The sequence below is a fragment of the Sphingomonas faeni genome (assembly GCF_040407565.1).
In the GTDB taxonomy this organism is placed as follows: Bacteria; Pseudomonadota; Alphaproteobacteria; order Sphingomonadales; family Sphingomonadaceae; genus Sphingomonas; species Sphingomonas faeni_F.
This window is the reverse complement of the sequence record NZ_JAPZPR010000003.1, coordinates 440,878-463,154: the sequence shown is the minus strand read 5'-3', so window position 1 is coordinate 463,154 and position 22,277 is coordinate 440,878. Positions and strand designations below refer to the sequence as shown.

Annotated in this window: 18 protein-coding genes, 1 tRNA gene and 1 pseudogene; 9 read left to right on the top strand and 11 right to left on the bottom strand. The window is 62.2% G+C overall.

What is annotated here, in order from left to right:
* Positions 1 to 20: 20 nt before the first annotated feature.
* The gene (locus tag O6Y00_RS08925) at positions 21 to 1,844 is read right to left on the bottom strand and encodes a glycoside hydrolase family 15 protein (RefSeq protein WP_353442221.1); all 1,824 of its coding nucleotides are present in this window, start codon (positions 1,842 to 1,844) and stop codon (positions 21 to 23) included.
* Complete coding sequence (locus O6Y00_RS08920) at positions 1,837 to 2,628, bottom strand: glucose 1-dehydrogenase (RefSeq protein WP_353442219.1); 792 nt, start codon at positions 2,626 to 2,628, stop codon at positions 1,837 to 1,839. The genes O6Y00_RS08925 and O6Y00_RS08920 overlap by 8 nt, the downstream gene beginning before the upstream one ends.
* Positions 2,629 to 2,795: 167 nt before the next feature.
* Between O6Y00_RS08920 and O6Y00_RS08915 the strand changes: the two genes are divergently transcribed.
* Positions 2,796 to 4,943 (top strand): catalase, encoded by a 2,148-nt coding sequence (locus O6Y00_RS08915; protein ID WP_353442217.1) that lies wholly within the window; start codon positions 2,796 to 2,798, stop codon positions 4,941 to 4,943.
* Positions 4,944 to 4,960: 17 nt separating this feature from the next.
* Positions 4,961 to 5,713 (top strand): annotated as a pseudogene (locus tag O6Y00_RS08910) (glycosyltransferase); the annotation flags it as partial.
* 153 nt (positions 5,714 to 5,866) lie between these two features.
* On the opposite strand, the gene O6Y00_RS08905 reads toward O6Y00_RS08910, so the two are convergent.
* From O6Y00_RS08905 to O6Y00_RS08895, 3 genes are read right to left on the bottom strand one after another with little or no spacing between them, the layout of a single operon-like run.
* A complete protein-coding gene (locus tag O6Y00_RS08905) occupies positions 5,867 to 6,457 on the bottom strand; it encodes a class I SAM-dependent DNA methyltransferase (RefSeq protein ID WP_353442216.1) in 591 nt (196 codons plus the stop codon).
* Positions 6,447 to 7,214 carry a PIG-L deacetylase family protein gene (locus O6Y00_RS08900; protein ID WP_353442215.1) on the bottom strand — a complete coding sequence of 256 codons (768 nt, stop codon included), beginning with the start codon at positions 7,212 to 7,214 and terminating at the stop codon, positions 6,447 to 6,449. The genes O6Y00_RS08905 and O6Y00_RS08900 overlap by 11 nt, the downstream gene beginning before the upstream one ends.
* Positions 7,205 to 8,350 (bottom strand): acyl-CoA dehydrogenase family protein, encoded by a 1,146-nt coding sequence (locus O6Y00_RS08895; RefSeq protein WP_353442214.1) that lies wholly within the window; start codon positions 8,348 to 8,350, stop codon positions 7,205 to 7,207. The genes O6Y00_RS08900 and O6Y00_RS08895 overlap by 10 nt, the downstream gene beginning before the upstream one ends.
* Positions 8,351 to 8,505: 155 nt before the next feature.
* Here O6Y00_RS08895 and O6Y00_RS08890 point away from each other — a divergent pair, with 155 nt between their 5' ends.
* The gene (locus O6Y00_RS08890) at positions 8,506 to 8,658 is read left to right on the top strand and encodes a hypothetical protein (protein ID WP_353442213.1); all 153 of its coding nucleotides are present in this window, start codon (positions 8,506 to 8,508) and stop codon (positions 8,656 to 8,658) included.
* An 8-nt stretch (positions 8,659 to 8,666) separates the two neighbouring features.
* On the opposite strand, the gene O6Y00_RS08885 is transcribed toward O6Y00_RS08890, so the two are convergent.
* Positions 8,667 to 8,933 (bottom strand): hypothetical protein, encoded by a 267-nt coding sequence (locus O6Y00_RS08885; RefSeq protein ID WP_353442212.1) that lies wholly within the window; start codon positions 8,931 to 8,933, stop codon positions 8,667 to 8,669.
* Positions 8,934 to 9,063: 130 nt separating this feature from the next.
* Here O6Y00_RS08885 and O6Y00_RS08880 point away from each other — a divergent pair.
* The 6 genes from O6Y00_RS08880 (at position 9,064) to O6Y00_RS08855 (ending at position 15,006) form a co-directional block, all read left to right on the top strand.
* Positions 9,064 to 9,153, top strand: a tRNA-Ser gene (locus tag O6Y00_RS08880).
* 571 nt (positions 9,154 to 9,724) lie between these two features.
* Entirely contained in the window at positions 9,725 to 9,895 is a 171-nt protein-coding gene (locus O6Y00_RS08875; protein ID WP_353442211.1) for a hypothetical protein, read from the top strand.
* A gap of 872 nt (positions 9,896 to 10,767) precedes the next feature.
* The gene (locus O6Y00_RS08870) at positions 10,768 to 11,025 is read left to right on the top strand and encodes a hypothetical protein (RefSeq protein WP_353442210.1); all 258 of its coding nucleotides are present in this window, start codon (positions 10,768 to 10,770) and stop codon (positions 11,023 to 11,025) included.
* A gap of 78 nt (positions 11,026 to 11,103) precedes the next feature.
* Positions 11,104 to 11,751, top strand: a complete 648-nt coding sequence (locus O6Y00_RS08865) for an acyltransferase (RefSeq protein ID WP_353442209.1) — start codon at positions 11,104 to 11,106, stop codon at positions 11,749 to 11,751.
* A gap of 758 nt (positions 11,752 to 12,509) precedes the next feature.
* The gene (locus tag O6Y00_RS08860) at positions 12,510 to 14,066 is read left to right on the top strand and encodes a hypothetical protein (protein ID WP_353442208.1); all 1,557 of its coding nucleotides are present in this window, start codon (positions 12,510 to 12,512) and stop codon (positions 14,064 to 14,066) included.
* A gap of 397 nt (positions 14,067 to 14,463) precedes the next feature.
* A complete protein-coding gene (locus O6Y00_RS08855; RefSeq protein WP_353442207.1) occupies positions 14,464 to 15,006 on the top strand; it encodes a hypothetical protein in 543 nt (180 codons plus the stop codon).
* Positions 15,007 to 16,364: 1,358 nt separating this feature from the next.
* Here O6Y00_RS08855 and O6Y00_RS08850 read toward each other — a convergent pair.
* The 5 genes from O6Y00_RS08850 to O6Y00_RS08830 all read right to left on the bottom strand — a co-directional run bounded on the left by O6Y00_RS08850 (position 16,365) and on the right by O6Y00_RS08830 (position 22,220).
* Positions 16,365 to 17,078 (bottom strand): gluconate 2-dehydrogenase subunit 3 family protein, encoded by a 714-nt coding sequence (locus tag O6Y00_RS08850; RefSeq protein WP_353442206.1) that lies wholly within the window; start codon positions 17,076 to 17,078, stop codon positions 16,365 to 16,367.
* On the bottom strand, positions 17,075 to 18,781 hold the full coding sequence (locus tag O6Y00_RS08845) for a GMC family oxidoreductase (RefSeq protein ID WP_353442205.1): 1,707 nt from the start codon (positions 18,779 to 18,781) through the stop codon (positions 17,075 to 17,077). Before O6Y00_RS08845 ends, O6Y00_RS08850 begins: the two co-directional genes overlap by 4 nt.
* Complete coding sequence (locus O6Y00_RS08840) at positions 18,778 to 19,491, bottom strand: 3-keto-disaccharide hydrolase (RefSeq protein ID WP_353442204.1); 714 nt, start codon at positions 19,489 to 19,491, stop codon at positions 18,778 to 18,780. The genes O6Y00_RS08845 and O6Y00_RS08840 overlap by 4 nt, the downstream gene beginning before the upstream one ends.
* A 533-nt stretch (positions 19,492 to 20,024) precedes the next feature.
* A complete protein-coding gene (locus O6Y00_RS08835) occupies positions 20,025 to 20,309 on the bottom strand; it encodes a CsbD family protein (RefSeq protein WP_353442203.1) in 285 nt (94 codons plus the stop codon).
* Between the two features lie 99 nt (positions 20,310 to 20,408).
* Positions 20,409 to 22,220: a DUF885 domain-containing protein gene (locus O6Y00_RS08830; RefSeq protein WP_353442202.1), complete on the bottom strand. Its 1,812-nt coding sequence runs from the start codon at positions 22,218 to 22,220 to the stop codon at positions 20,409 to 20,411.
* Positions 22,221 to 22,277 lie beyond the last annotated feature (57 nt).

Here is a 22,277-nt window from a genome sequence, read left to right as displayed (position 1 = left end):
CCTTACGTCAGTGAAAAAGGTCATGCCCATTCCCGCGGCCCATCGCTGTCGAGCGAGCGGTCGAGGTAGAATGCCGCGCTGATCAGTGCCAAGTGGCTGAAGCCTTGCGGGAAATTGCCGAGGAAGCTGCCGTCCTGCGCGATCTCCTCGGCGAACAGGTGGAGATGGTTGCCGTGCGCGAGGAGCTTCTCGAAGTTCAGCCTCGCCTCGTCGAGCCGCCCTGCCCGCGCGAGGCATTCGACGTACCAGAACGAGCAGGCGACAAACGTCCCCTCCTGCCCCGGCAGGCCGTCGTCGATCCGGTAGCGATAGACCTGCCCGTCGTCGGACAGATCCTCGCCGATCGCTTCCAGCGTCGCGAGCCATTTGGGATCCGTCGCGCCGACGAAGCGGACCAGCGGCATCATCAGCAACGCGCCGTCGACCGCCAGATCCTCGGGCGCATCGCCGATCGCGCGGACGAAGCGGCCGAGATCGTCGTTCCAGAAATTCGCCCAGATATCGTCGTGGATCGCCGTCCGCGTCTCGGACCAGCGGACCAGCGGCGCGGGGAGCGAGCGCTTCTGCGCCAGCCGCACTGCGCGATCGACCGCGACCCAGCTCATCAGGCGCGAATGAAGATAATGCTTGTTCGGTCCGCGGACCTCCCAGATCCCTGAGTCCGGCGTGTCCCACGTCTCGCAGACCTGATCGACGATCCGCCCGATCGCCACCCAGGAATCATGCGCGATCGGCTCGCCGTATTTGCTGCCGAGATAGGTCGCGTCGAGCAGCGCGCCGTAGATGTCGTGCTGCGTCTGGTCCTTCGCCTCGTTGCCGACGACGATCGGCGTCGCGCCCTCGAACCCGGCAAGGTCCAGTTTGCGTTCGTCGGCGATCTCGCCGCCGTCGAGCGCGTACATGACGCCAAGATGGCCCTTCGAACACGCCTGCGCGCGGTCCATCGCCCAGTGGAGGAAGCCGACTGCCTCGCCCTGATAGCCCAGCCGCAGCAAGGCGTAGACGGTGAACGAGGAGTCGCGGATCCATGTCGCGCGGTAATCCCAGTTGCGGACGCCGCCATGTGCTTCGGGCAGGCCGAAGGTCGCGGCGGCGGCGATCGAGCCGTGCTTGCGCGAGGTGAGCAGCTTCAGAGCCATTGCCGAGCGGTCAACGGTCTCGCGCCACCGGCCGCGGTAGCGCGACTTGCGGCTCCATGCGCGCCAATAGGCGATGTCCCTCTCGACGATCGCATCGAGCGTCTCGGTATCGAGCGAAACGTCGTCCGGGTTGCTGAGGATCAGCGAGACGGTGTCGCCTTCGTTCAAGAGAATCTCGACGGTCAGGTCGCAGCCATCCGCGATCAGCGTCGCCGCGCCGTGAACCGCCAGCGCGAGCCCACTTTCGTGATCGAACCGGCCGCGCGACACGTCCGCCTCCGCCGTCGTGACGGAAGCCGTGCGTCCCATCACGCCATAGTCGAACCGCGGGGCGCACCGGACGCGGACCGTCGCAGATCCGCGCGTGCAGGTCAGCCGCCTAACCAGTCGCGACGGCGCGTCGTCCTTGTCGTTGCCGACCGGCATGAGGTCGACCAGATCGACGCTCGCCGCGTTCGCCATCCAGCGGGTCAGCAGGATGTTGGTCTCGGGCAGGTACATCTGGACGATGTTCGCATCGGGAAGATCAAGCTCGACCGAGAAATGCCCGCCCTTGTCTCTGTCGAGCAGCCTCGCGAAAACCGACGCGCTGTCGAGGCACGGCCAGCAGAGATAGTCGATCGTGCCGGCCGTATCGACCAGCGCGATCGTCTCCAGATTACCGATCGCGCCGTGGTCCGCGATCGATATGCCAGGCTTATCCATTATCGCGGAAGCCGGGATACAGGCTCATGCCGCCATCGATCGTCAGCGTCGATCCGACGATATAGTCCGCCGCGTCCGACACCAGGAACAAGGCCGCACGTGCCACGTCTTCCGGGTCGCCGATGCGGCCGTAGGGGATCAGTTCGAGCAGCTTGTCTTGGTCGGCGGTCGCATTTTCGTTGATCTCGGTCGCGATCGCGCCGGGGGCGATGCCGTTCACGCGGATGCGGTCGCCGGCGATCTCCTGCGCGAGCGTCCGCATCAGCATCCCGCTGCCGCCCTTCGACGCGGCGTAGTTGGCGTGGCCCGCCCAGGGGATGACCTCGTGCACCGAACTCATAAACAGGATTTTCCCGATCGACCGGCTGACGCCGCGGTCTCCCTGCTTGCGGAACCGGCGGACGGCCTCGCGCGAGACGAGGAACTGACCGGTCAGGTTGACGTCGATGATGCGCTTCCAGTCCTCCAGCGTCAGGTCGGCATAGGCCGCATCCTTCTGCATGCCGGCGTTGGCGAAGACGATGTCGACGCCGCCGAAGCGCTCGACCGTCTCGTCGAACAGTTTCAGCACCGCCGCTTCGTCCGACGTATCCGCTTCGCACGCAAATGCCTCGCCGCCTGCCTGCTCGATCGCCTCGACCACTTCGCGCGCCTTGTCCGCGCTGCTGTTGTAGTTGACCGCGACCTTCGCGCCGGCCTTGGCAAAGGCGATGGCGGAGGCGCGGCCGAGCCCGGAGCTCGCGCCGGTAACGATCGCGGCCTGGCCTGTCAGGTCGATGTGCATGGCTGGTCTTTCGCTGGGGATTGTCGCGGCTCAACGCGCGCCCTCCGGCATTTCTCCCTGCTTACGCCCTCCCCCAATCTTGCTGATCTGCATTAAGTCGCCGTTTCCGGTGCAACTCCTAGCCCGCCCCGCGCGCTGTGGGTCCTGAGAAGTTACGAGGACGGCACATGACCAAGACCATCGCCAAGGATACCGGCACGCCACCGCAGGGCGCTAAATTCGAAACGCAGATCGGCGAAGGTGGGGAGCTCCACCAGATCACCAGCGGCGACAGCGACGTGCTGACGACGCAGCAGGGCATCCCGGTATTCGACGACCAGAATTCGCTGAAGGTCGGCGATCGAGGGCCGACTCTGCTCGAGGATTTCCACTTCCGCGAGAAGATTTTCCACTTCGATCACGAGCGTATCCCCGAGCGCGTCGTCCACGCGCGCGGCTATGGCGCGCACGGCACGTTTACGCTGACCGAGAGCCTGGAAGAGTTCACCAGCGCGGGCATCCTGACGGAAGTCGGCGAACAGACTCCGATGTTCCTTCGCTTCTCGACGGTCGCGGGCAACAAGGGCTCGGCTGATCTCGCGCGCGACGTGCGCGGCTTCGCGGTGAAATTCTACACCAAGGAGGGTAACTGGGACGTCGTCGGGAACAACATCCCGGTATTCTTCATCCAGGACGCGATCAAGTTCCCCGACCTGATCCATGCCGCCAAGCAGGAGCCCGACCGCGGCTTCCCGCAGGCGCAGACCGCGCATGACAATTTCTGGGACTTCATCAGCCTGACCCCGGAATCGATGCACATGGTCATGTGGATCATGTCCGACCGCACCATCCCGCGCGGCTTCCGCTTCGTCGAGGGCTTCGGCGTGCACACGTTCCGGCTGGTCAACGCCGAGGGCAAGGGCACCTACGTCAAGTTCCACTTCAAGCCGAAGCTGGGCCTGCAGTCAGTCGCGTGGAACGAGGCGGTCAAGATCAACGGTGCCGATCCCGACTTCCATCGTCGTGACCTGTGGGACTCGATCGACCAGGGTAATTTCCCCGAGTGGGACATGGGCGTGCAGCTGTTCGACGACGAGTTCGCCGACAATTTCGAATTCGACGTGCTCGATGCGACCAAGGTCATTCCCGAGGAGCAGATCCCGGTCCGCATCATCGGCAGCTTCAAGCTCGATCGTCTGGTCGACAATTTCTTTGCCGAGACCGAGCAGGTCGCGTTCTGCACGCAGAACATCGTGCCGGGGATCGGCTTCACCAACGATCCACTGCTGCAGGGGCGCAACTTCTCGTATCTCGATACGCAGTTGAAGCGCCTCGGCAGCCCGAACTTCACGCACATCCCCATAAATGCGCCGAATATCCCGGTGAACAATTACCAGCAGGACGGCCACATGGAGATGCATGCCCGCAAGGGCCGTGCGAACTATGAGCCGAACAGCTGGGCCGGCACGCCGCGCGAGAGCCCATCCAAGGGGTACAAGCACTTCCCGTCGCAGGAGACGGGACGCAAGGCGCAGGTGCGGTCTGCAACGTTCGCCGATCACTACAGCCAGGCTCGGCAGTTCTTCATTAGCCAGACCGCAATCGAGCAGAAGCATATCGGCGATGCGCTGACGTTCGAGTTGTCTAAGGTCGAGCGAGTCGACATCCGGGAACTGATGGTCGGGCATCTGCTCAACATCGACGAGACGCTGGCGAAGACGGTTGCAACCGGTCTCGGGCTCAAGTCGATGCCGCCGAAGGTGAAAGCGGCGGTCGAGACGCGCACCGACCTGCCGGCGTCGGACGCGCTCAGCATCCTGAAGAACACGAGCGGTAGCTTCGAGGGTCGCAAGCTGGGCATCCTTGTCACGGATGGCGCTCCGGCGGCGATCGTGCAGGCTCTGGTCGACGGGATCGTCGCGGCGAAGGCCACGTACGAGATCATCGCACCGAAGGTTGCCGGCGCGACGCTCGACGACGGGACGCTCGCGGAGGGCAAGCAGAAGATCGATGGTGCGCCTTCGGTTCTCTACGATGCTGTCGCGATCGTCGTCTCGGCGGACGGCGCGAAGAAGCTGGGCAAGGACAAGACCGCCAAGGACTTCGTCAGCGACGCGTTCGGGCATGCCAAGTTCATCGGCTTCAACGCCGACGCGAAGCCGTTCCTCGAAAAGGCCGGCATAGAGGACGAGGACATGGACGACGGCGTGATTGCACTGGGCGGCAAGGGTGACGTCGACGCGTTCCTCAAGACGCTCGGCAAGCTCCGCATCTGGGAGCGCGAACTGAACGTCGACCTCGACGCGCCAGCGTTCGAAAACCCCGAGGCGGCTTGATCGCCCCAGCCCTGCCGATGACACTGCCACCGTACGTCAAGCGTGCGGTGGCAGTTGCCATTCCGGTCAAAAATGAAGACGCATACCTGCCCGCTTGCCTCGACGCGCTCGATCTTGCCGCGGCGCGGTTCGGTGGCGACGTCTCGATCGTCGCGCTGGCCAACGACTGTACCGACAAGACCGTCGAGATACTACGATCATGGCGTCCACGCCATGCTACGCTTCGGTGGTCTGCCGTGTCGCTCCTCCCTGGAGCGCAGCATGCCGGATGGGCGCGCCGCCTAGCACTCGATGCGGCGGCCGACCTTCTTTCCAGCGACGGCGACCTGATCCTGTCGACGGATGCCGATACCAATGTGTCTGCCAAGTGGATCGAACGGATCGTCGCTCATATCGACGCCGGGAACGATGCCGTTGCGGGGCGCGCGCTGACGCTTCGCAGCGACAGAGACGCCCTCGGCAACGTCGCTCGGCACCGTCTCGATCAGCTCGGTCGCTATTATACAGCACTCGATTATCTGCGCGCATGTGGCGAATCTGCATCCCATGACCCGTGGCCGCGGCATTTCTACGAAGGCGGCGCTAGTATCGCCGTGACCCGCGCGCTGTATCGCCGGATCGGTGGTGCACCGACACCACCCGTAGCGGAGGATCGCGCGCTGTTCGACATGATCCGCGCGCATGGCGGCCGAGTGCGTCATCCGCTCGACGTGCGCGTCTTCACCTCCTGCCGGATCGCCGGACGAGCACCGGGGGGGATGGCCGATGCGGTGGCGCGGTGGATCGATCAGCCGCTCGATGCGCCGCTGCACGAGACTTATGGTGTTGCCGCCGCGCTCGATCCGGCTGCCGCCGTGGCCAGCGACCAGATGACCTTTGCGATGCTGCCCGCCGCGATCGCGGAGGCGCAAGCGCTGATCCGGTTATCCCGCCTCCCCCAACCGCCACAGATCCAGCCGATAGGGTTCATGGCGATCGCTGCGAACGACGCTGGTTGGTTCACCCAGCGCAGCGCGAAGTTCGGCGACTGCGTCGTCTCCGCTCTTGGGATAGTCGGTCTCACCGATCCAGTGGACGAGCAGCACATGCCCGCCTGACGGCACGGCTTTCCGCAGATAGGCAGCGAGCGCGACGATATCCGCGCTGTCCCAATAGTATACGACTTCAGACAACAGCACGAGATCGAACCGACCCTCCGGTGCCTCGGCGGGCAAACGACGCTGCGCGATCGTGATGTTGCGCTGATCGCTGCAGCGCGCACGTGCCGACGCCAGCGCGGTTTGCGATACGTCGACCGCCAGCAGCGCGTCGCAGCGCGGCCCCAGACGCGCCGTCAGAACACCGTTCGCGCAACCGACCTCCAACGCGCTGGCGAACCGTGCTGCGGGCAACGCCGCCAGCGTCTCGGCGTATTTGGCCGCCTCGTACGCGCTGGTCTCGAAGAACCAGGGATCCCCCTTGTCCTTGTAAAGTGCCTCGAAATACGCCGGCTCGATCGAATGTTCACGCCGCACGAGGCATCTCCAGTAAAAGGGTCGTCGGTCGATCGAGCAGCCGAAGCATGGCGCTGGGCAATCGGAAATTTTCGACCGCGCCGAAAATCCGGCCGCCGCGCTGACTGCGGTGGCATGCCATGGCGCGGCGTTGGCGCGGTTGTCCGGCAGCCGTTTGGATCGAGACGACACGCATGTTGCGGACGCGTTCCGCCATATCCGCGACGGTCCAGCCCCATACGACATATTGATAGAGTGGGATCGCGATCCGGCGCCTGACCGCGTCGGCCAGCGCGGCTGCTGCCGCATGGTCGCAATGCGGTTCTCCGCCCCATGTCACCGCGATGCTGCGAATACGGTGCGCCCGACACCACGCCGTCAGGCGGTCCGCAGTACGTTCGAATGCAGGACTTCCCGGCGCCGGCGGATCGGCGTCCGGCCAGTCGAGGTGCAGCGCCTGTGCTCCCTTGAGTTGGATCAGCGCGGTAGCCGCCTCGGTACGGCGCAACCCCGCGATACGCTTGCGGCTCCACCCGGGCGCTTCGGGGTGCGAACCCGCGCCATCGGTCAAGAATACGGTATGGACGCGCGCGCCGCTGGCCGAGAGCGCGGCGATCAGCGCGCCGCATCCAAGCGTCTCGTCGTCGGGATGCGGGGCCAGGATCAGCCACGGCCCCCGCGTGGCGGCCAGCGTCGCCGACACCCGTTGCGCGCGGCGAAACAATGAACTCCAGGCACGATGACCCGGCGGCGCCGCTGCGACCGATGTTACCACCATCGATCGTCGCCCCAGCAATCATCGTCGAGCCACGCCGCGGACGCTCGGTCGCGCGCCTGATCAGGTACCGGCTGGCGAAGATACAGGCTCAGGTCCCGCGTGATCCGGTCGATTCGACTGCCCGCGAAGAACGACGCGGTGCCGACCGACCGCGCGGCGGCTTCCATCGTCTTCAACCCCGCCTCCTCGACGATGCCCCGGGTCATCAAGACAAACGGGATCGCCTCCAGCGCCTGCGTTTCGGCCAGATGTGCGGCCCGGCGGACCCATACCCCGGCGCTTCGCGTCTCCGTCAGACAGGTCGCGAAGCGCGCGCGCTGGATCGGATCGTCGCGCTTGCCGGTCTGGACGAGGTGATCGCGCAGATGCCGGACCAGCGCCTCGATCGCACCGAGCTGGACGGCGGTGAACCGCCACGCGCCCGCGCTGAACCGTGGCTCGATTTCATAGACGTCCGGCGCGCCGATGATGCCCTCCGGCCCCACCGACAGGTCCGAGAAGTCGAACAGCCCGCTGCACGTGCCGCGCATCCCACGCACCTGCCACACGCTCAAGTCGGCCCGGGAGGCTTCGTCGGCGATCGGAACGAGCACCAGTTGCTTGCCTCCCGCCGGATCGCGTGCGGTCACGAGGATGCCGTCGAGATGCCCCGCCCCCGTGGCGAAGCTCTTGCTGCCGTCGAGCGTCCAGCGGCCGGTTGCATTTGGCTGGATCGCCAGCCCTGGCGTCGGCTCCGTGTTCCAAACTCCCAAAACGTGGCCGGCCTCGAGATTGCGGGCAAGAGCCCGACGCTGTGTATCGTCGCCATAGGCCGAGATCAGCTGTGTCGCGTTCACGTGCCCCTCGAACACGCGACCGAGACTGAGATCCGCCCCACCGATAGCACGCAGCACATCGACCAGCGCATCGGTACGCTCCGGTGAAGCAACATCGACGAAGCCCGCCAGTGCGCCGGCGTCGTGCAGCGCGGCGACGCGATCGGCTGGAAACGTCTCGTCGCTGTTGCAGCGATCCCAGTCTGCAGCCAGCGCACGTACTGTCTCCAGGGTCGTCCAACCCTTTGGGTTAACCGGCGATGGCGCCGACGGTAATCTGGTCAGTGGATCAATCCCCAAGCGCTGCAGACCGTTCGACACGACCGCTATCCTGCTAGAACGCCGGACTGGCGGGAGCGTTGCGTGCGTCGCGGCCGACTTCGGTTAACCAGATCCGAATCCGTCTCGAACATCTGGTTAACGACTGGCCGTTATGGTTGCCCTATCGAGTGACGCAACGGAAGGGGACACGAGCAATGGCACAAACGCAGGACATCTTTGCGCTGGTCGGCAAGCGCATGCGCGCGGCACCACGCCCCCGCGATCCGGTCGCGACCTATGACCAGCCAAGGATTGCCAACCTCATTCGCCGCATCGATCGCGCATTGTTGGAACGCCGCGCACCTTGACGCCTACGCTAAGTCTCGGTGTGAGGCGAGAGACCGATTGCGGCGGCATACGCTTCGCCCGCACGGATCTCGCGCGCATCCTTGAAGGCGACACGAGGCTCCGGAGCAACGCCGGTGGCACGAAGCACGGCCCACAGCGCGAACCGTCGCCCGGGCTCCCGTTCCGTGCCGAATGCGATCGAAACTCGCTCGCGCCCAGCGTCCAACGCGTCTGGATCAAGCGCGTCGATATCGGTCGTGCCGAAAAAATGCTGCGAAATTGCGTCGAGATCCATGCCGTCGATCTAACCGACGGTCGGCCCCCAACGCAATCACTGCCCACGGATCATGAGCCTGTCGCAACGGTTGCGATCCTGGCGCGCTCCGCCTAGACGCCATCGTCCGGTCTCGCCCGACAGCGGGTACGGAAGAGTGTCCGAGTGGTTTAAGGAACCGGTCTTGAAAACCGGCGAGGGTGCAAGTCCTCCGTGGGTTCGAATCCCACCTCTTCCGCCAAATCCTATCTTTAGGCTAACTCAAGCCCCCGCCCCCGGATTTCCGACGATCGTGGGTTACCGTTTGTCTCACACGGCATCATCAACATCAATGCCGCCCAACCGTTCACGACACACTTTCGGGGCACCGGTACGGACAGATGGGCACGAGATGCTTATCGATCGCGCGTGTCGGCGCGCGAAGCCTGCGGAAACTCAGGGCGTTTCGTTGAAATTTTACAATCACCTTCGTGGCTTGGTACAAGCTTCGCGAGGTAAGGTATGGCTGAAGTCGTCGATCGTCTACTGAAATATCTCTCTGATTTTTCTCCGATGCCAATGATTAACATGCTACGAGAACTCGTCGCCTCGACGCTGAACGCTGCATTGCACACGAGATCGATTATCTGGTAAGTCTTTAGTAAGCGAGATTACCCTTGTCGCCAATGACCGCTAGCGGGAGGGTTGCACGCCTCCCAATTTCCCGCCCGCACGCGTTAGCAACCATCCGGCGCGATCAGAATCGAGCGTTCGTTTAATCGCTTGTTTTCGGCGCCAGATACCCGTCATGATGCTTTGCATAAGGACCGTATATGTCATTGATCAATCTTGATTGGGGAAACCCAGAAACAATCGCGATGATCGCGTTCTTTTTACTTATACTCGCGCTCATAATCAGCCTGGAATTGGTCTCCCCCAAAAAAAAGAAAAATCGCAAATCAACCCGAAACGTCTCAGAACGCGAAGGTGCGATCATTGATTAGCCTAGCCTTCAGGGTGGTCCGGCCGATCGTCGCGACCGAGTGCGAAGCCTGATTGCGTTTGTCGCTAATATATTCTGTCGGCTGTGCGCCCGTTAGAATGCCACTTGAGGTGGTGCCGTTACCGTATCGCGTCATACTTTAGCGAATCGCGGGATGCGGGACAGTCGGTGGCCGGCGGTCGTGGCGAGATCGATCCTCGTCGGCTTGCCGCGCTCCACCCCGACATCCCCCGCCCGGCCGAAGCGGATGTGAAAATCCAGCTGGCTGGTGCCGGTTCCTTACCGCAACGCGAACGCGACCGCTTCAACGCGCGCCGCGTCGTTAATCCAACAGTCGGACCCGAACCGGTTCGACCTCCAACTTGAAAAACATGTAGGCCCCCTCGCGGGGCTTGCCGAACGTCGAACTCCATTCTCGTTAGCGGAGAGTCTCACCTTTGGCCGAACGGGACGACAGTCTCGATCCGCTCGGCCGCGACCTTCGAGCCGAGCGACTGGAGCGCCGCGCGCGCCAGTGATCCATGTTTTGAGCAACCATCGGGTTCTTCTGACGATAACGCCGGGTGCGGCAGGTGGCGTCGCGACCGCCGGCGGCATGCCGTCCGCCCATCCTGTCCAAGTGGCGTACCTCGCCTTGGCGACGCTGGCGACCGGAGGTCGCGACGGGAGCGGCGTCCGGGGGTGAAATGCCGCATGGCGAACTAGACGCACGAGGATGCGACCGGCGCCCCCTGCGCCACCGATATCGACTGCGCAACGATCGGTGAACAGGCGCGGACGATTCCTAGCTACCCGCCGACTGGCGCATGGTTCTTAATCCTGATCCAGACGCACACGGCCATCACGTTCCGGACGAGCGACAGGGGCTTGCCGGTGCTGGGTACCGCCGCGCTCGCCTCGTTCATCAAGGGTCGTAGCGAGGCGACGATGGCATACGGTTCCGCTGCCGCGAACGATAGCAGTTTAGCGGCAGTCGTATTTGCGGCGATGGCGCAGGTCGACCTCGACACGGTCACGCCGATCGTCATCGATGTCGGCATCAAAGCGTATAGCGACGATCATCGGCCCGATATCTCGCCCCGGCTCGTTATCGCGATTTACAACGCAACGCCCGACCGTTCCGGGGCATGACGTAAGCCTGAAATGGATTTCGTGACTTGAGAAACGACGGCATTGCGTTGCGGAAGCACTTCCAGCATTGCTGGAACGATGAACGATATCTCAGCTCGGTTAGACTTGGTCGGCATAACATGGGATCCGGCCGAGTATGTCATCCATACCTTTGGCGGTTTAGCGGTATACGCCCGCCCAGGCGTCCCATTGCCCGAAAAACATGCTTTGCAGTGCAAAGGGACGGGAGTGATCGTCTTCGCCGGTGCAATCGTCCCGCCAGGGAAAATAAGCCTGAACGGCCAGAGTAATCTCGTCTATATTGGTGAGCATTGCAAATTAAAGGCGAGTGTGATAAACATAACCGCTGACAACGGCTTGGTCAAGGTTGGCGCCAGAACAAAAGCTACCAATGCGTCCAACATAAAACTCGCGAACTCCGGCACGATTACCGTTGGTGAAGATTGTTATCTTGCGCGACATGCAATTATTTCGAACTCCGACGGACACGCGATCTACAAAAGATCGACTGGCGATCGGCGTAACCCTGACCGCGATGTGAGCATCGGAAATCATGTGATGATCCAAGAAAACGCGCGAATTGGAAAAGGCGCGGTCATTGGGGATGGTGCGTTGATAGGCGAACTTTCCGTCGTTAGCGGGGTTGTTCCGGCTCATTGTTATTATGCGGGCGTACCTGCGCGTCTGGTTGAGGACGACATCGCTTGGGAGGCTCTTCTTGATTGACGCCATGCAGTTTGCTCGCATCAAACGCGCGAGTGAGTCGTTGGATTATCTAGAACCTCAGAGTGCGTATCGCTCAGTTCGCGAGGAAACGCGTTGGGTGTCGTGCGATGACATCGACGCGCTAGAGAGCAACGCCGACGCTCTAATCACAGGGAATCGAAATGCCCTAGTCGAAGGCTATCAATCCAAACTTGGCCCAATCGACCGCGTCGAGATAACTGGCGATGATAACATCATTTTTTTTGGACCATACTCGAATATCAACAAAGCCGACATTATCATCAACGGAAGCAATTGCCTGCTATACGTTGGAGCCTTTACATCGGCTGGTGGGTTCACAATCCGGATGATTGGTGACAACCTACGCTACATCATCGGTGATCACTGCATGCTAGCTGGGCGGGTAACGATTGGTGGCCCCACTGCGAGATTGAGATCTAGATCTACCGGGCTCCCAAAAGTCTCCGGAGACGTCCTTGTTGGGTCGCATTGTTGGCTCGCTCGGGAGGTCATGATCCTTCCCGAGACAGAAATCGCACACGATACAATCGTTGGACAGCAGGCTATAGTCCGAGGCAAATTCCCTGCTCATGTCGTTCTGGGAGGGCAGCCCGCACGGGTGCTCACGGAAGACGTGACATGGGGTAGGAGAATGGACGAAACTCTGGATGCGATGCGGCTATCGCGGCATTACAAGCTGACGCTGACCGAGCCGCTTGCCGCCCTCAAAGCAAGGATTGCCGCGATGGAGGCGGGACATGTTTAGCCGGCGTGAAGCACTCGCTGCTGCGGGCGTCGTGGCGGGCGCAACGGCGCTCCCAGGTTCCGTGCAGTATACCGCCTCGATGCTGAAAGATGGCGACGGAAAGCCGATTCCGGTAAGGTCGAATGATAACGCCGGCGCGCGACACTTCAACGCGTTCAACGAACCAGATACGTGGTACGTATTTGGCTGGGGTGGGCAGTCCCTCAACGGGGGTCAAGCAAGCTTGCTTCATCTCCCCAAAAGTCTGAGCGCGACCGAACGCGAAGCCATAACTGCCCGAACCTATCGGCCAGTTACGTTAACATCGGAAAATCCAGATCCGGACCGCGTCCTCATGCCCGACTGTGGCTCAGTCATACTGGGGAAGAATGTAACCGGATTTCGACCGTTGGGCGAATACAGAAAGATCCCAGATTATTCGCAAACACCAAGCGGCGAGACCCCGGTAAGCCAAGCGTTGTTCACTTTCTTCAGGCAATTGCGAGTCGATTTCCCTCAAGATCCTGCACCGACATTGATAGGTTTGAACTACGCGGTCGGCAGTTCCTCGATCGTCAACGTGGGTCCAGGACGCCCCGCTTGGAACGATTTGCAGCGCGCGATGAGCGCGATCACGCGTCTCGCAAAAAACGCTGGGAAACGAGTTCAGTTCGTGACCGAGATTTATCGCGGCTTCGAAGCCGACTGGGACATTGCACTGCACGCCGATGCAACGAACCGCGATCCTCACGACCCGTCCATCATACGAGGCCGTGAGCGTGATGCGCTGATGCGAATGATGGCAGATCGGCGGGTTCGGCTTGAGGAGGCACTGCTACCTCTAACCGGGCAGAAGCAGCGTATCAGGCTCCTGTTCGACCAACTTCAGCACGGCGCGTCCTCTTATAAAGACGCAACTCATGAACCGCGCGCGACCGCCGCCCAGTTAGACATTCACACGTTTGATCCACTGTGCTGTGCGATGGGTAGCAAATCGGGCATACCCGAAAACATCTTGGATTTCATTCATCCGAGCCCTCATGGATATGCTTGGCTCGGTCAGTTTGACGGCAATATCCTGTACCGCCACCTAAGCACGGTAGAAGGTCATCAACCGTTGAAGGTCGCACGCTTTTGGCAAATTGAAGCCCGAGTCTTCGGCGTGCGATTCAACCGCCACATAGAGTTGCTGACAGATGACTCGGTCATCACCGTCAGCACATTGGGTCCTGGAAAAGGTTTGATGATCGTCGATGGCGAGGGAGAATCGGTTCCCATATCAAATATCGAGCGGAGCGATCCCGACAGTTTAAGGTTGGAAACATCGGCCGATCCTCGCGGCTTCGCACCATTAAAACTCAACGTGGCGCTTAATTCCAACCGCAATCATCGAGGGAACAGGAACGGTGCACGCTCGGCTGTTGTCGCGGAACGGCCGCTCTCGCACGTGACGCATCAACCACCCGTGTTCTCGGGAGAGTTGAACGATGAGGGTGCGGCTTGGCCTTCGTATCCCCCCCTGATGCCGATCTACGAAACTGCAGCGCATCAGCAAGTGGTAATCAGTTAGCGTTTGCCGCTCATCCGCGGTCCCAAACTGCCAAGGCCGCGGCCAGTATCACGCCTCCGATTGCCGCTAGCGCTGCCGGCAGCACGCGCCGCATATTCTGTCGGGCTTCATCCTCTGGTGGAATATCGCTTGGAGGGGGCGCGCTGCTCATGTCTCGAGTATTAGTCGGAAGCGCGCACCATCTGCAAGGCGGCTCGTCGTTCGACACGGAGCACCTTGCTGGAGAACCTGCCTCATACACATTGCGAGACAGGTCGCCTCGGGTCTGCACGACCTGTCATACCCGTGTCATTATGGTGTCATGAGCCGATGCCTACCGGGCTTTGATGCGGCTCGTCAGGCACCATCGCGATGATTGCAAGATCGAACCGGCCTTTCTGAGCCGACGCAGCTACTTATGACCGATATTGACCTGGGCAGATTGCTGCTGCTCGAAGACCGCGACAACGAGACCGGATCGCAGTCCCGAGTACTTCGCGCGATCCGGCCTTTTGAAATTTATGACCAGCAGCGCGCGTTTTTCTACAGCGCTAGCGATTTCGAATCTGTTTTGCCCTCGATCACCGATTTTGAGGAATGGCTGCTCAAAAGGCGTTTCGTCGAATCCGTTGCATCGGAGTATTATTCGCTCGGTCGCGCGGATCTCATAGATGATGTGCGCCCGGAAGGTGAACGGCACGATATTCCGCCCGGTAGTCTCGTAACTTTTCACTATGATGCATACGGCTTCCAAGCAATAGCACCGCTCGTCATAACTGCGCACGCGGTAGATTTAAGCGGCAAAGTCCGAGAATTCTTCAGTAGCCTAGATCTCGAACATCGCATCGGGGCAAGTCCTTCCGAATTCGTCACATGGCTCGTTGAGAACGGTGTCGTGACGATGGCGGGAGAAATCCGCTGCATCGTAGGAAACCGTGGGCTGATAGAACTCACGGATTAAATTCACGAATAGGTCTTTTGCGTTCTCCTGCTGTGCGAAACCGAGTCGACGTGCAGTTCGGCGAGGCAAGATTCTCCAAAAGACATGACCGACATTACGGCCGCGACATTCGCCACCGTTTGGTCATGCATTTGTAGAAACACATTCTACAAGACCTCGCCCTCGCCTTGGGCCCTGACCCGCGCATAGTCTTTGCCGTGGCAAACCATGTCGACATGCAGAGCCTTGCCAGCGTCTCGCCAGCGCCCTCGCGAGTGGGGACGCTGTCGTGTCCATCGACACCGACGCTGGCAGCGCCCGCGTGCGACGTAGCCGCCTCTTCCGCCAAGCTATGATCATGGTTCATCCGGACCTGGGATGCGCAGACGCCGCCCCCGTCCAGAGGTGCAAGCGTATCACGCAGCGTTTTGGGGATCGAAGGCGCGTTGCCAGTTTTGAATACCGGTGTTCGCCACACTACGAGCGTATCGCCGACACGACGGCCAACAGCCAGCCTATCCTGAAAACATGCTGTGAAAACCGGATAGACTGGCCGCCTCGGCGGCTCGCGGGGCGAGCCTCGCAACGGATCAGCGTGGGAGCGAAACCGCGTCGCGAATTGTCAGATACGGCGCCCTGAACCATTTGGATGCAGGATCAGCAATATCATCCCGACAACGGCGACGATGCGACGAGATCACATCGACGCCACGGTAAAGTCGTCCACCACGACCAGCTCGCCGTCGAGCAAAGGAATATCGGACGCTTTTCAAAGCATTCGGTCGGGCGATAGAGGTTTCCCCTTGCCGCCCGTCAGAAAACGGTAATATTGCAACTTCGCGACCGGCAAAGCTCGGCGTGTGGGAGGATGTTCGAGTGGCGACAATTTTCATGCTGTGGTTTGCACTCTCCGCCATAGGAGCAGGCGGGATCGGTCTCATCGCCCATCGGGTGAAACGACTTACATATCGGTAATGTGGTATGTCGCCGTCGCGGCGGGATGTATCTGGGGTTTTTCGCTCTTCCTGGCCGCGACGTCGTGGATTGGATATCTGTGCAGCGTCCGCGTTCGTCGTTTCTTCGATGGCGAGGAATGAATCAAGACTGGCCCGAGGCCATGCTTGATTTCGCTCAAGATCGAGCATCTTACTTGGAGCCGCGAAACGGGTCGCGGGATCGCGGTTCTGCGAAAGCTTCCATCGCCTAGCTTCACGGATTCGCCTGCGCGTTTCGTTGATGGTTCGGCTACGATCACCGTATCCGATCTGCTCTGCTCTGCTCTGCTCTGCTCTGCCCTGCCCCGCCAGGATTACGATTGCGGATCACGATTTACCGGAACAGCGCGACGTTGGGCTCGCTAGTGCGTTCGCTCCTGTCCTTCAGGCCGGAATATCCTTCAGCCCCATCGTCTGCAACGCTTGGGCGAGATGTGCCAAAGCCGCCCGCGACGGCCCCGGATACGCGCCAGCAACGGGCTGATCGCCGATAAAGCCCATATCCGTCTTCCCCTCTGGCAAGCTGTAGAAACCCAGCACGAACAGTTTCCGCAGCGTGTCCATGAACGCGACCGGGGCCGCCATCCTGGCGATCGGCAACGGCACGCTGAGCGCATCGAGCAGTGCGTCATGCTCGCGCGGCACGAGCGCCTGGAACGCCCTGCCATGCAGAGCCAGGCTCTGCGCATCGAGCCAAATCAGGCCGCCAACCACCCTCCCCCGGTCCGCTCGCTGCACCGGATAGGGGGCGCTTATCCACTCGTCGATAAACGCCCCGACGCCGAGCGCACCCGCCCCCGGTGATACTGTATCCTCGGGCAGGATCAGATCGCCCAGGAGATCGACCGTCCGACGCTGCGCAACGGTAAGCGTCAGCGACCACGGAACCTTGGGGTTCATCAGATCCGGATCACGACCATATCGAGTTGACGGCGCGAGCGGCGGCGCGACCGGCCAATCGACGATAACATCGAACGGTGGTCCGACGTCGGCGCCGGGTTCGATCGCCGAGGCCATCGCAGGGGGCGACCAGCGGGCGAGCGGCAACAGCGCCGCGGTCATCATCCACTGCATCGTCGTACGGCGCGACGGCGTCATGCGAAGGCTCCCGATTTCAAACGGTGCGCCAGTCGTTCGGATGCGCGAAGCGCCAGCGCGAGGATGGTGAGCGTCGGGTTCTTGTGCGCACCCGACGCGAAGATCGCACCGTCCATGAGGACCAGATTGTCCACATCCCAGGTCTGGCCGTAGCTGTCGACCACCGACGACCGCCTGTCGGCACCCATCCGCGCGGTGCCCAGTTCGTGGATGATCTCGCCCCCCACCGCCATGATCTTTTCGGGTGGCAGGTCAGGATCGAGGATCGTTCCGCCCATCCTTCTGAACACGGCGTGCGCGGTGCGACGGCCATGGGCGACCTGGTTCACCTCGTGTTGCGACCAGCGGAAAGCGAACCGCAGCACCGGTATGCCGAACCGGTCCTTCACGACTGGATCGGCTTCGCAGAAACTGTCCTTGTTGGGGATCATCTCGCCGCGCAGCGTCAACTGGATGGTCGCGCCCGAGGCGCGTCGCACCGCTTTCTTCAACGCCGATCCCCAGACGCGGGGCACCGCCTCCGCAGGGGGTATCCCGAACCGGCCGCCAACCTCGAAATGATAGCCCCGCGCAAAGTCTAGTTCGCCGCGCTTCTGCTGCTGATACAGCCAGAAGGGAATGTAGATGTGCTGCCCGCCGATGCCGTCCTCGTTGTAGCGCGGGCGGTTGGCGAGAGCTGGAATATAGGCGCGGAAGGACGCGCCGGTGGAATCGGTGAGATTGCGCCCCAACTCGCCCGACGAATTGGCCAGCCAGCGTCCCGCTTCGCCCGAATTGAGCAGCAGCCGCGTCGTCTCGCCCGTCCCGGCCGCCAGCACGACCGCCTGCGCCTTCACCTGATGCCTCAAACCGGTCTTGCGGTCGACATATTCGACCCCTGCCGCGCGGCCGGCGCGGGCCATCGTCACGCGCGATACCATCGCGTCCGTCACGATCGTCAGCAATCCGGTCGCCTTCGCCATCGGCAGCACCGAGGTGGTGGTCTGGAACATCGCGCCGATCGTGCAGCCGCGCGTGCACGGCGTCGCGTTGAAACAGGCGCTGCGCGGCGCGACTTTGTCGGGCATGTCGCGCGTGAGAACGGCGGTATGCGCGGCCCGCACCGGTATCCCCAGATCCTCGGCGGCGGCCTTGATAAGCATTTCCGGGATGCGCGGACGAGGAGGCGGCATCAGGCAATCCGCCGGTGAGTCGGGATGATTTTCCAGACCGATCGGACCGCCGTTCACGCCGATCATGCGCTCTACCCGATCGTAGAACGGCGCGACGTCGTCATAGTCGATCGGCCAGTCCACCCCGAGCCCGTCGCGCGAGAAAGGCTTGAAGTCGTAGGGCCCCAGTCGCGGCACGTGTCGGCCCCAGTGATTGGTCCGCCCTCCCAGCATCCGCGCCCGGTACCAGCGGAAATCGGACCCCTCGCGCATCGTGTACGGCTCGCCGTCGATCTGCCAGCCGCCGCCGACCGTCGCATCGAAATACCCGAACGGCTTGTCGGGCGTCGCGGCGCCGCGCAACGGTGCGTCACTCTCGGGCGCGTACATGTTGACCTCGGCCTGCGGGTCATAGTCGCGACCAGCCTCGAGCAGGATGCAGCGCAGCCCCGCCTTGGTCAGACTGAACGCGGCCATCCCGCCCGCCGCGCCCGAGCCGACGATGATCACGTCCGCCGGCGCGTCCGCTGCGGGTTTCGCGCCCGCCGTCACTTGGCGCCACCCAGCGCGCTCGCACCGATCGCGCGGAGCTTGACGTTGCGGAACGCCACCGGTTCGCCATGATCCTGCAGCGCGATGACACCGTTGGAAAACGTACCGAAGAACGGCATGGCAGCGAATTTCGACCCGGCGACCCGCTTGCGCCACGCCGCATCGCCGTAGGACACGTCCGCGGTCGGCGTGCCGTTCAGCCATTGTCGGATACGCCCTCGCTCGACGAGCAGGCGCGCATGGTTCCAGCTGCCGGCGGGCCGCGACACTCGCGGCGGCGGCACCGTCAGATCGTAAAGCGACCCGGCGTGGTGCGAGGGAATCTTGCCGTCGGGATGCCCCACATCGTCGAGGATCTGCATCTCCAGTCCGGTTTCATAGACTTGCTTGGTCTGCGGCAGGTTGCGCGCGAGATACAGAACGCCGCTGTTGCCGCCGGGTGCGACTTTCCAGTCGAGGGTCAGTTCGAACGCGCCATAGCTTCCGGCGGTCACCAGGTCCGCGCCGCTCATCCGCCCGCTCGTCGCGGTGAGTTCCAGCGTGCCGTCGTGCACCGTCCATGACGGCGACGGCGCCCTGCCATCGAACGATCGCCAGCCCTCGAGATCGCGACCGTTGAACAGCAACTGCCACCCCTCGGCGCGTTCCCGCGTGGACAGTGCGTTCGGCGGATTACCCTGCGCCACGGCGACCACGGGAGTCAGTGCCAATGCCGTCAAGCAAAAGGCCGTGCTCGGCAATCCACGCATCACGTCTCTCCCAGCGGCGCCCCAATTGGAAAGGGCAATCTCGTTTCAGTGCGACTGGAGACCATGATCCGATAGAAATGGGCATTCGTGAAGCGAAATAGCGCGCACCATTCCCTAGCTACGCGGGCGACAACAGGGCCGGCGTATCATCGTGGAGGCTTCGCTGTCGGAGAGTATGCGTTGGCTGATTCCAGGCCAAGCTCTTCTGTTTGAACCGGTTGCTTGTCGCACGCGTGGAGCGGATGCGAAGACCAGCGGGCGCGACCGCTGCTTACTGGGAAACGTCCGACGTCTCAAAGACCGGGACGCGTCGCGGGGCCGCACAGGCTCGCGGCTCTATCGATCGCGAACAAAACTGATCCCAGTTCGTCAGGTCTCGCACAGACCTGGAAGCGGCAACGCAACACAGTACTTACAAAAATTGCCTAGGAATCGCTTTTGGCAAAACCTCTCGGGGCAGCGGCGGGGAGGCTCCCCGCCGCTGGGAACCAAGATTACTTGCCGCGAAGCGTGTTGATCACCGCAATGCCGAGGACGCCGGCGACCGCTGCTGCGGCGAACGGACGCTCCTTCGAGAACTGACGCACATAGTCGATCAACGGACGGATGTTCTCCTGTGCGACGTCCTTCACCTGACCGACCGTCTTTTGGACAGTACCGCTCAACTGATCCGCAACGCCTTCGCTCTGCAACGACTTGTCGCCGACCGCGCCGCCCAGGGTTTCCTTTGCCTTGCCGGTGAAATCGGTTGCGGCGCCAGCGAAGGTATCGGTGTTCATGTCGGTTTCCTGATTGTTACGGATGAGAGGTGGTTCAAACGATGCAACCGCCCGGAATATCCACACTCCTGGGGACGCACGCTGAAAATTCTGCCGTAACTATTTGCGCCGAGCCGCAATGTACCGCGTCACCTGTTCATCAAGGACGTCGAGGGGGAGCGCACCCTGGCTCAGGATCGCTTCATGGAAGTCGCGGATATCGAAGCGTGGGCCCAGTTCGCGCTGGGCACGGGCGCGCAGTTCGGTGATCTTCAACTGTCCCACCATGTAGCTGGTCGCCTGGCCGGGCCAGTTGAAATAGCGATCGACCTCGCGCGCGATATCCTTGTCCGATACCGAGCTGTTCGCCTTGAAATAGGCGATCGCCTGCTCGCGCGTCCATCGCTTCGAATGGATGCCGGTATCCAGGACGAGGCGAATGGCGCGCCATACCTGCAGCGACAACATGCCGAACCGGTCATACGGAGTCTTGTACACGCCCATCTCGCTCGCCAGTCGCTCCGAATACAGGCCCCATCCCTCGACATAGGCGCCGTACCCGCCGAACTTGCGGAACTTCGGGATGTTCGTCAGCTCCTGCTGACGGGCGATCTGGAAATGATGGCCCGGCGCGCCCTCGTGCGCGGCGATGCCGGCGACCTGGACCTTCTGCGTCTGGTTCATGTCGACCAGATTGACATAATAGATGCCGGGCCGCGATCCGTCGGCGGACGGCGGATTGTAGAAGGCGGTGGAAGCCGTGCCCTCCCGCCATTTCTCGACCGCGCGCACCTCCAGCGGCGCCTTGGGCAGCGTCCGGAAATAGCGAGGTGCCGCCGTCATGACCGAAGCGATCACGGCGCGGGCATCACCCAGATAGTGTTCGCGACCTTCCGCCGTGTTGGGATATTTGAACTGCGGATCGGTGCGGATCTTGGCGAAGAATTCCTCGAGCGTGCCGGTAAAGCCCACCTCGCGCTTGATCGCCTCCATCTCCTGCCGGATCGCGGCGACCTGTTTCAGGCCAAGTGCGTGGATCTGGTCTGCGGTGAGGTCGGTGGTGGTCGAATTCTTCAGCCGGTCGGCATAATACGCCGCTCCGTTCGGCAGGCTCCAGGCGCCGAAATTGCCCTTCGACTTGGGCTCGATCTCATCCAGCGCCGCGAACAGAACGTCATACCCACGACGAAACGGTCCGGTCAGCGCCGCGCTGCCATCCGCCAGCAGCTTCGCCTTGACCGTCGCCGGCGCATCCAGCGCGCCGACCTTCTTGCGGAAATCCGCCCAGACGCTGGAATCCGGCCCCTGGTCGAACGGCGCGCCAGTGAGCACCGCCTTTGCGTCGGCACGCGCGGGGGCGAAGTTCACCTTGTTGGGGATGATGCCGGCCGCCGCCTGATCGCGCATGGTCGCTGCAACCTCGCGCATGACGCGCTCGGTATCGCGCAGCCGCGACACATACGCCTGCGCATCCGCGACCGTATCGACCTTGTGGTTGTTGATAAGCAGCACGGGAATCTCGCCCGCGGGGCTGCCGTTGGTCGACACCGGAAACCGCAGCTTGCGGAATTGCAACGACTGGCGGCCGCGCTCGACCTCATATTCGAACAGGCGGTAGCTGACGCGCGCGCTCTCCCCCAATTGCGCCGGCTGGAACTGCGCATGCATTGCGGCCAATTGCCGCTCGGCAAGCGCCTCCGCGCGCAGCGCCGCCGCGTCGGTGTAATCGTCCAGGCGATCGTTGTTCGTCTTGAGACCGAGTTGCGTCTGCCCTTCGGGGCTGAGGCTGAGCTGTTCGTCATAGGCGTGATCGAGGAACTGGAGCAGCGCCGCGTCCTTGACCGCAACCCCCGAGACGGGTTCCGGCGCCGGCATACTCGCCTGAACCAGCGGGACGGCGGACACCAACAAAAGGGCAAGACTTAAACGCATGAGATCTCCTGACGACACGCTTGTCGCGCGCGGCCCGGCGCAACGCAATCCCAATGA

Excerpts from the sequence above, each read along its gene's own strand:
- O6Y00_RS08925 (WP_353442221.1), bottom strand. The coding sequence starts at position 1,844 with ATGGATAAGCCTGGCATATCGATCGCGGACCACGGCGCGATCGGTAAT.
- O6Y00_RS08920 (WP_353442219.1), bottom strand. The coding sequence starts at position 2,628 with ATGCACATCGACCTGACAGGCCAGGCCGCGATCGTTACCGGCGCGAGC.
- O6Y00_RS08915 (WP_353442217.1), top strand. The coding sequence starts at position 2,796 with ATGACCAAGACCATCGCCAAGGATACCGGCACGCCACCGCAGGGCGCT.
- O6Y00_RS08900 (WP_353442215.1), bottom strand. The coding sequence starts at position 7,214 with ATGGTGGTAACATCGGTCGCAGCGGCGCCGCCGGGTCATCGTGCCTGG.
- O6Y00_RS08890 (WP_353442213.1), top strand. The coding sequence starts at position 8,506 with ATGGCACAAACGCAGGACATCTTTGCGCTGGTCGGCAAGCGCATGCGC.
- O6Y00_RS08885 (WP_353442212.1), bottom strand. The coding sequence starts at position 8,933 with ATGGATCTCGACGCAATTTCGCAGCATTTTTTCGGCACGACCGATATC.
- O6Y00_RS08875 (WP_353442211.1), top strand. The coding sequence starts at position 9,725 with ATGTCATTGATCAATCTTGATTGGGGAAACCCAGAAACAATCGCGATG.
- O6Y00_RS08865 (WP_353442209.1), top strand. The coding sequence starts at position 11,104 with ATGAACGATATCTCAGCTCGGTTAGACTTGGTCGGCATAACATGGGAT.
- O6Y00_RS08860 (WP_353442208.1), top strand. The coding sequence starts at position 12,510 with ATGTTTAGCCGGCGTGAAGCACTCGCTGCTGCGGGCGTCGTGGCGGGC.
- O6Y00_RS08855 (WP_353442207.1), top strand. The coding sequence starts at position 14,464 with ATGACCGATATTGACCTGGGCAGATTGCTGCTGCTCGAAGACCGCGAC.
- O6Y00_RS08850 (WP_353442206.1), bottom strand. The coding sequence starts at position 17,078 with ATGACGCCGTCGCGCCGTACGACGATGCAGTGGATGATGACCGCGGCG.
- O6Y00_RS08835 (WP_353442203.1), bottom strand. The coding sequence starts at position 20,309 with ATGAACACCGATACCTTCGCTGGCGCCGCAACCGATTTCACCGGCAAG.
- O6Y00_RS08830 (WP_353442202.1), bottom strand. The coding sequence starts at position 22,220 with ATGCGTTTAAGTCTTGCCCTTTTGTTGGTGTCCGCCGTCCCGCTGGTT.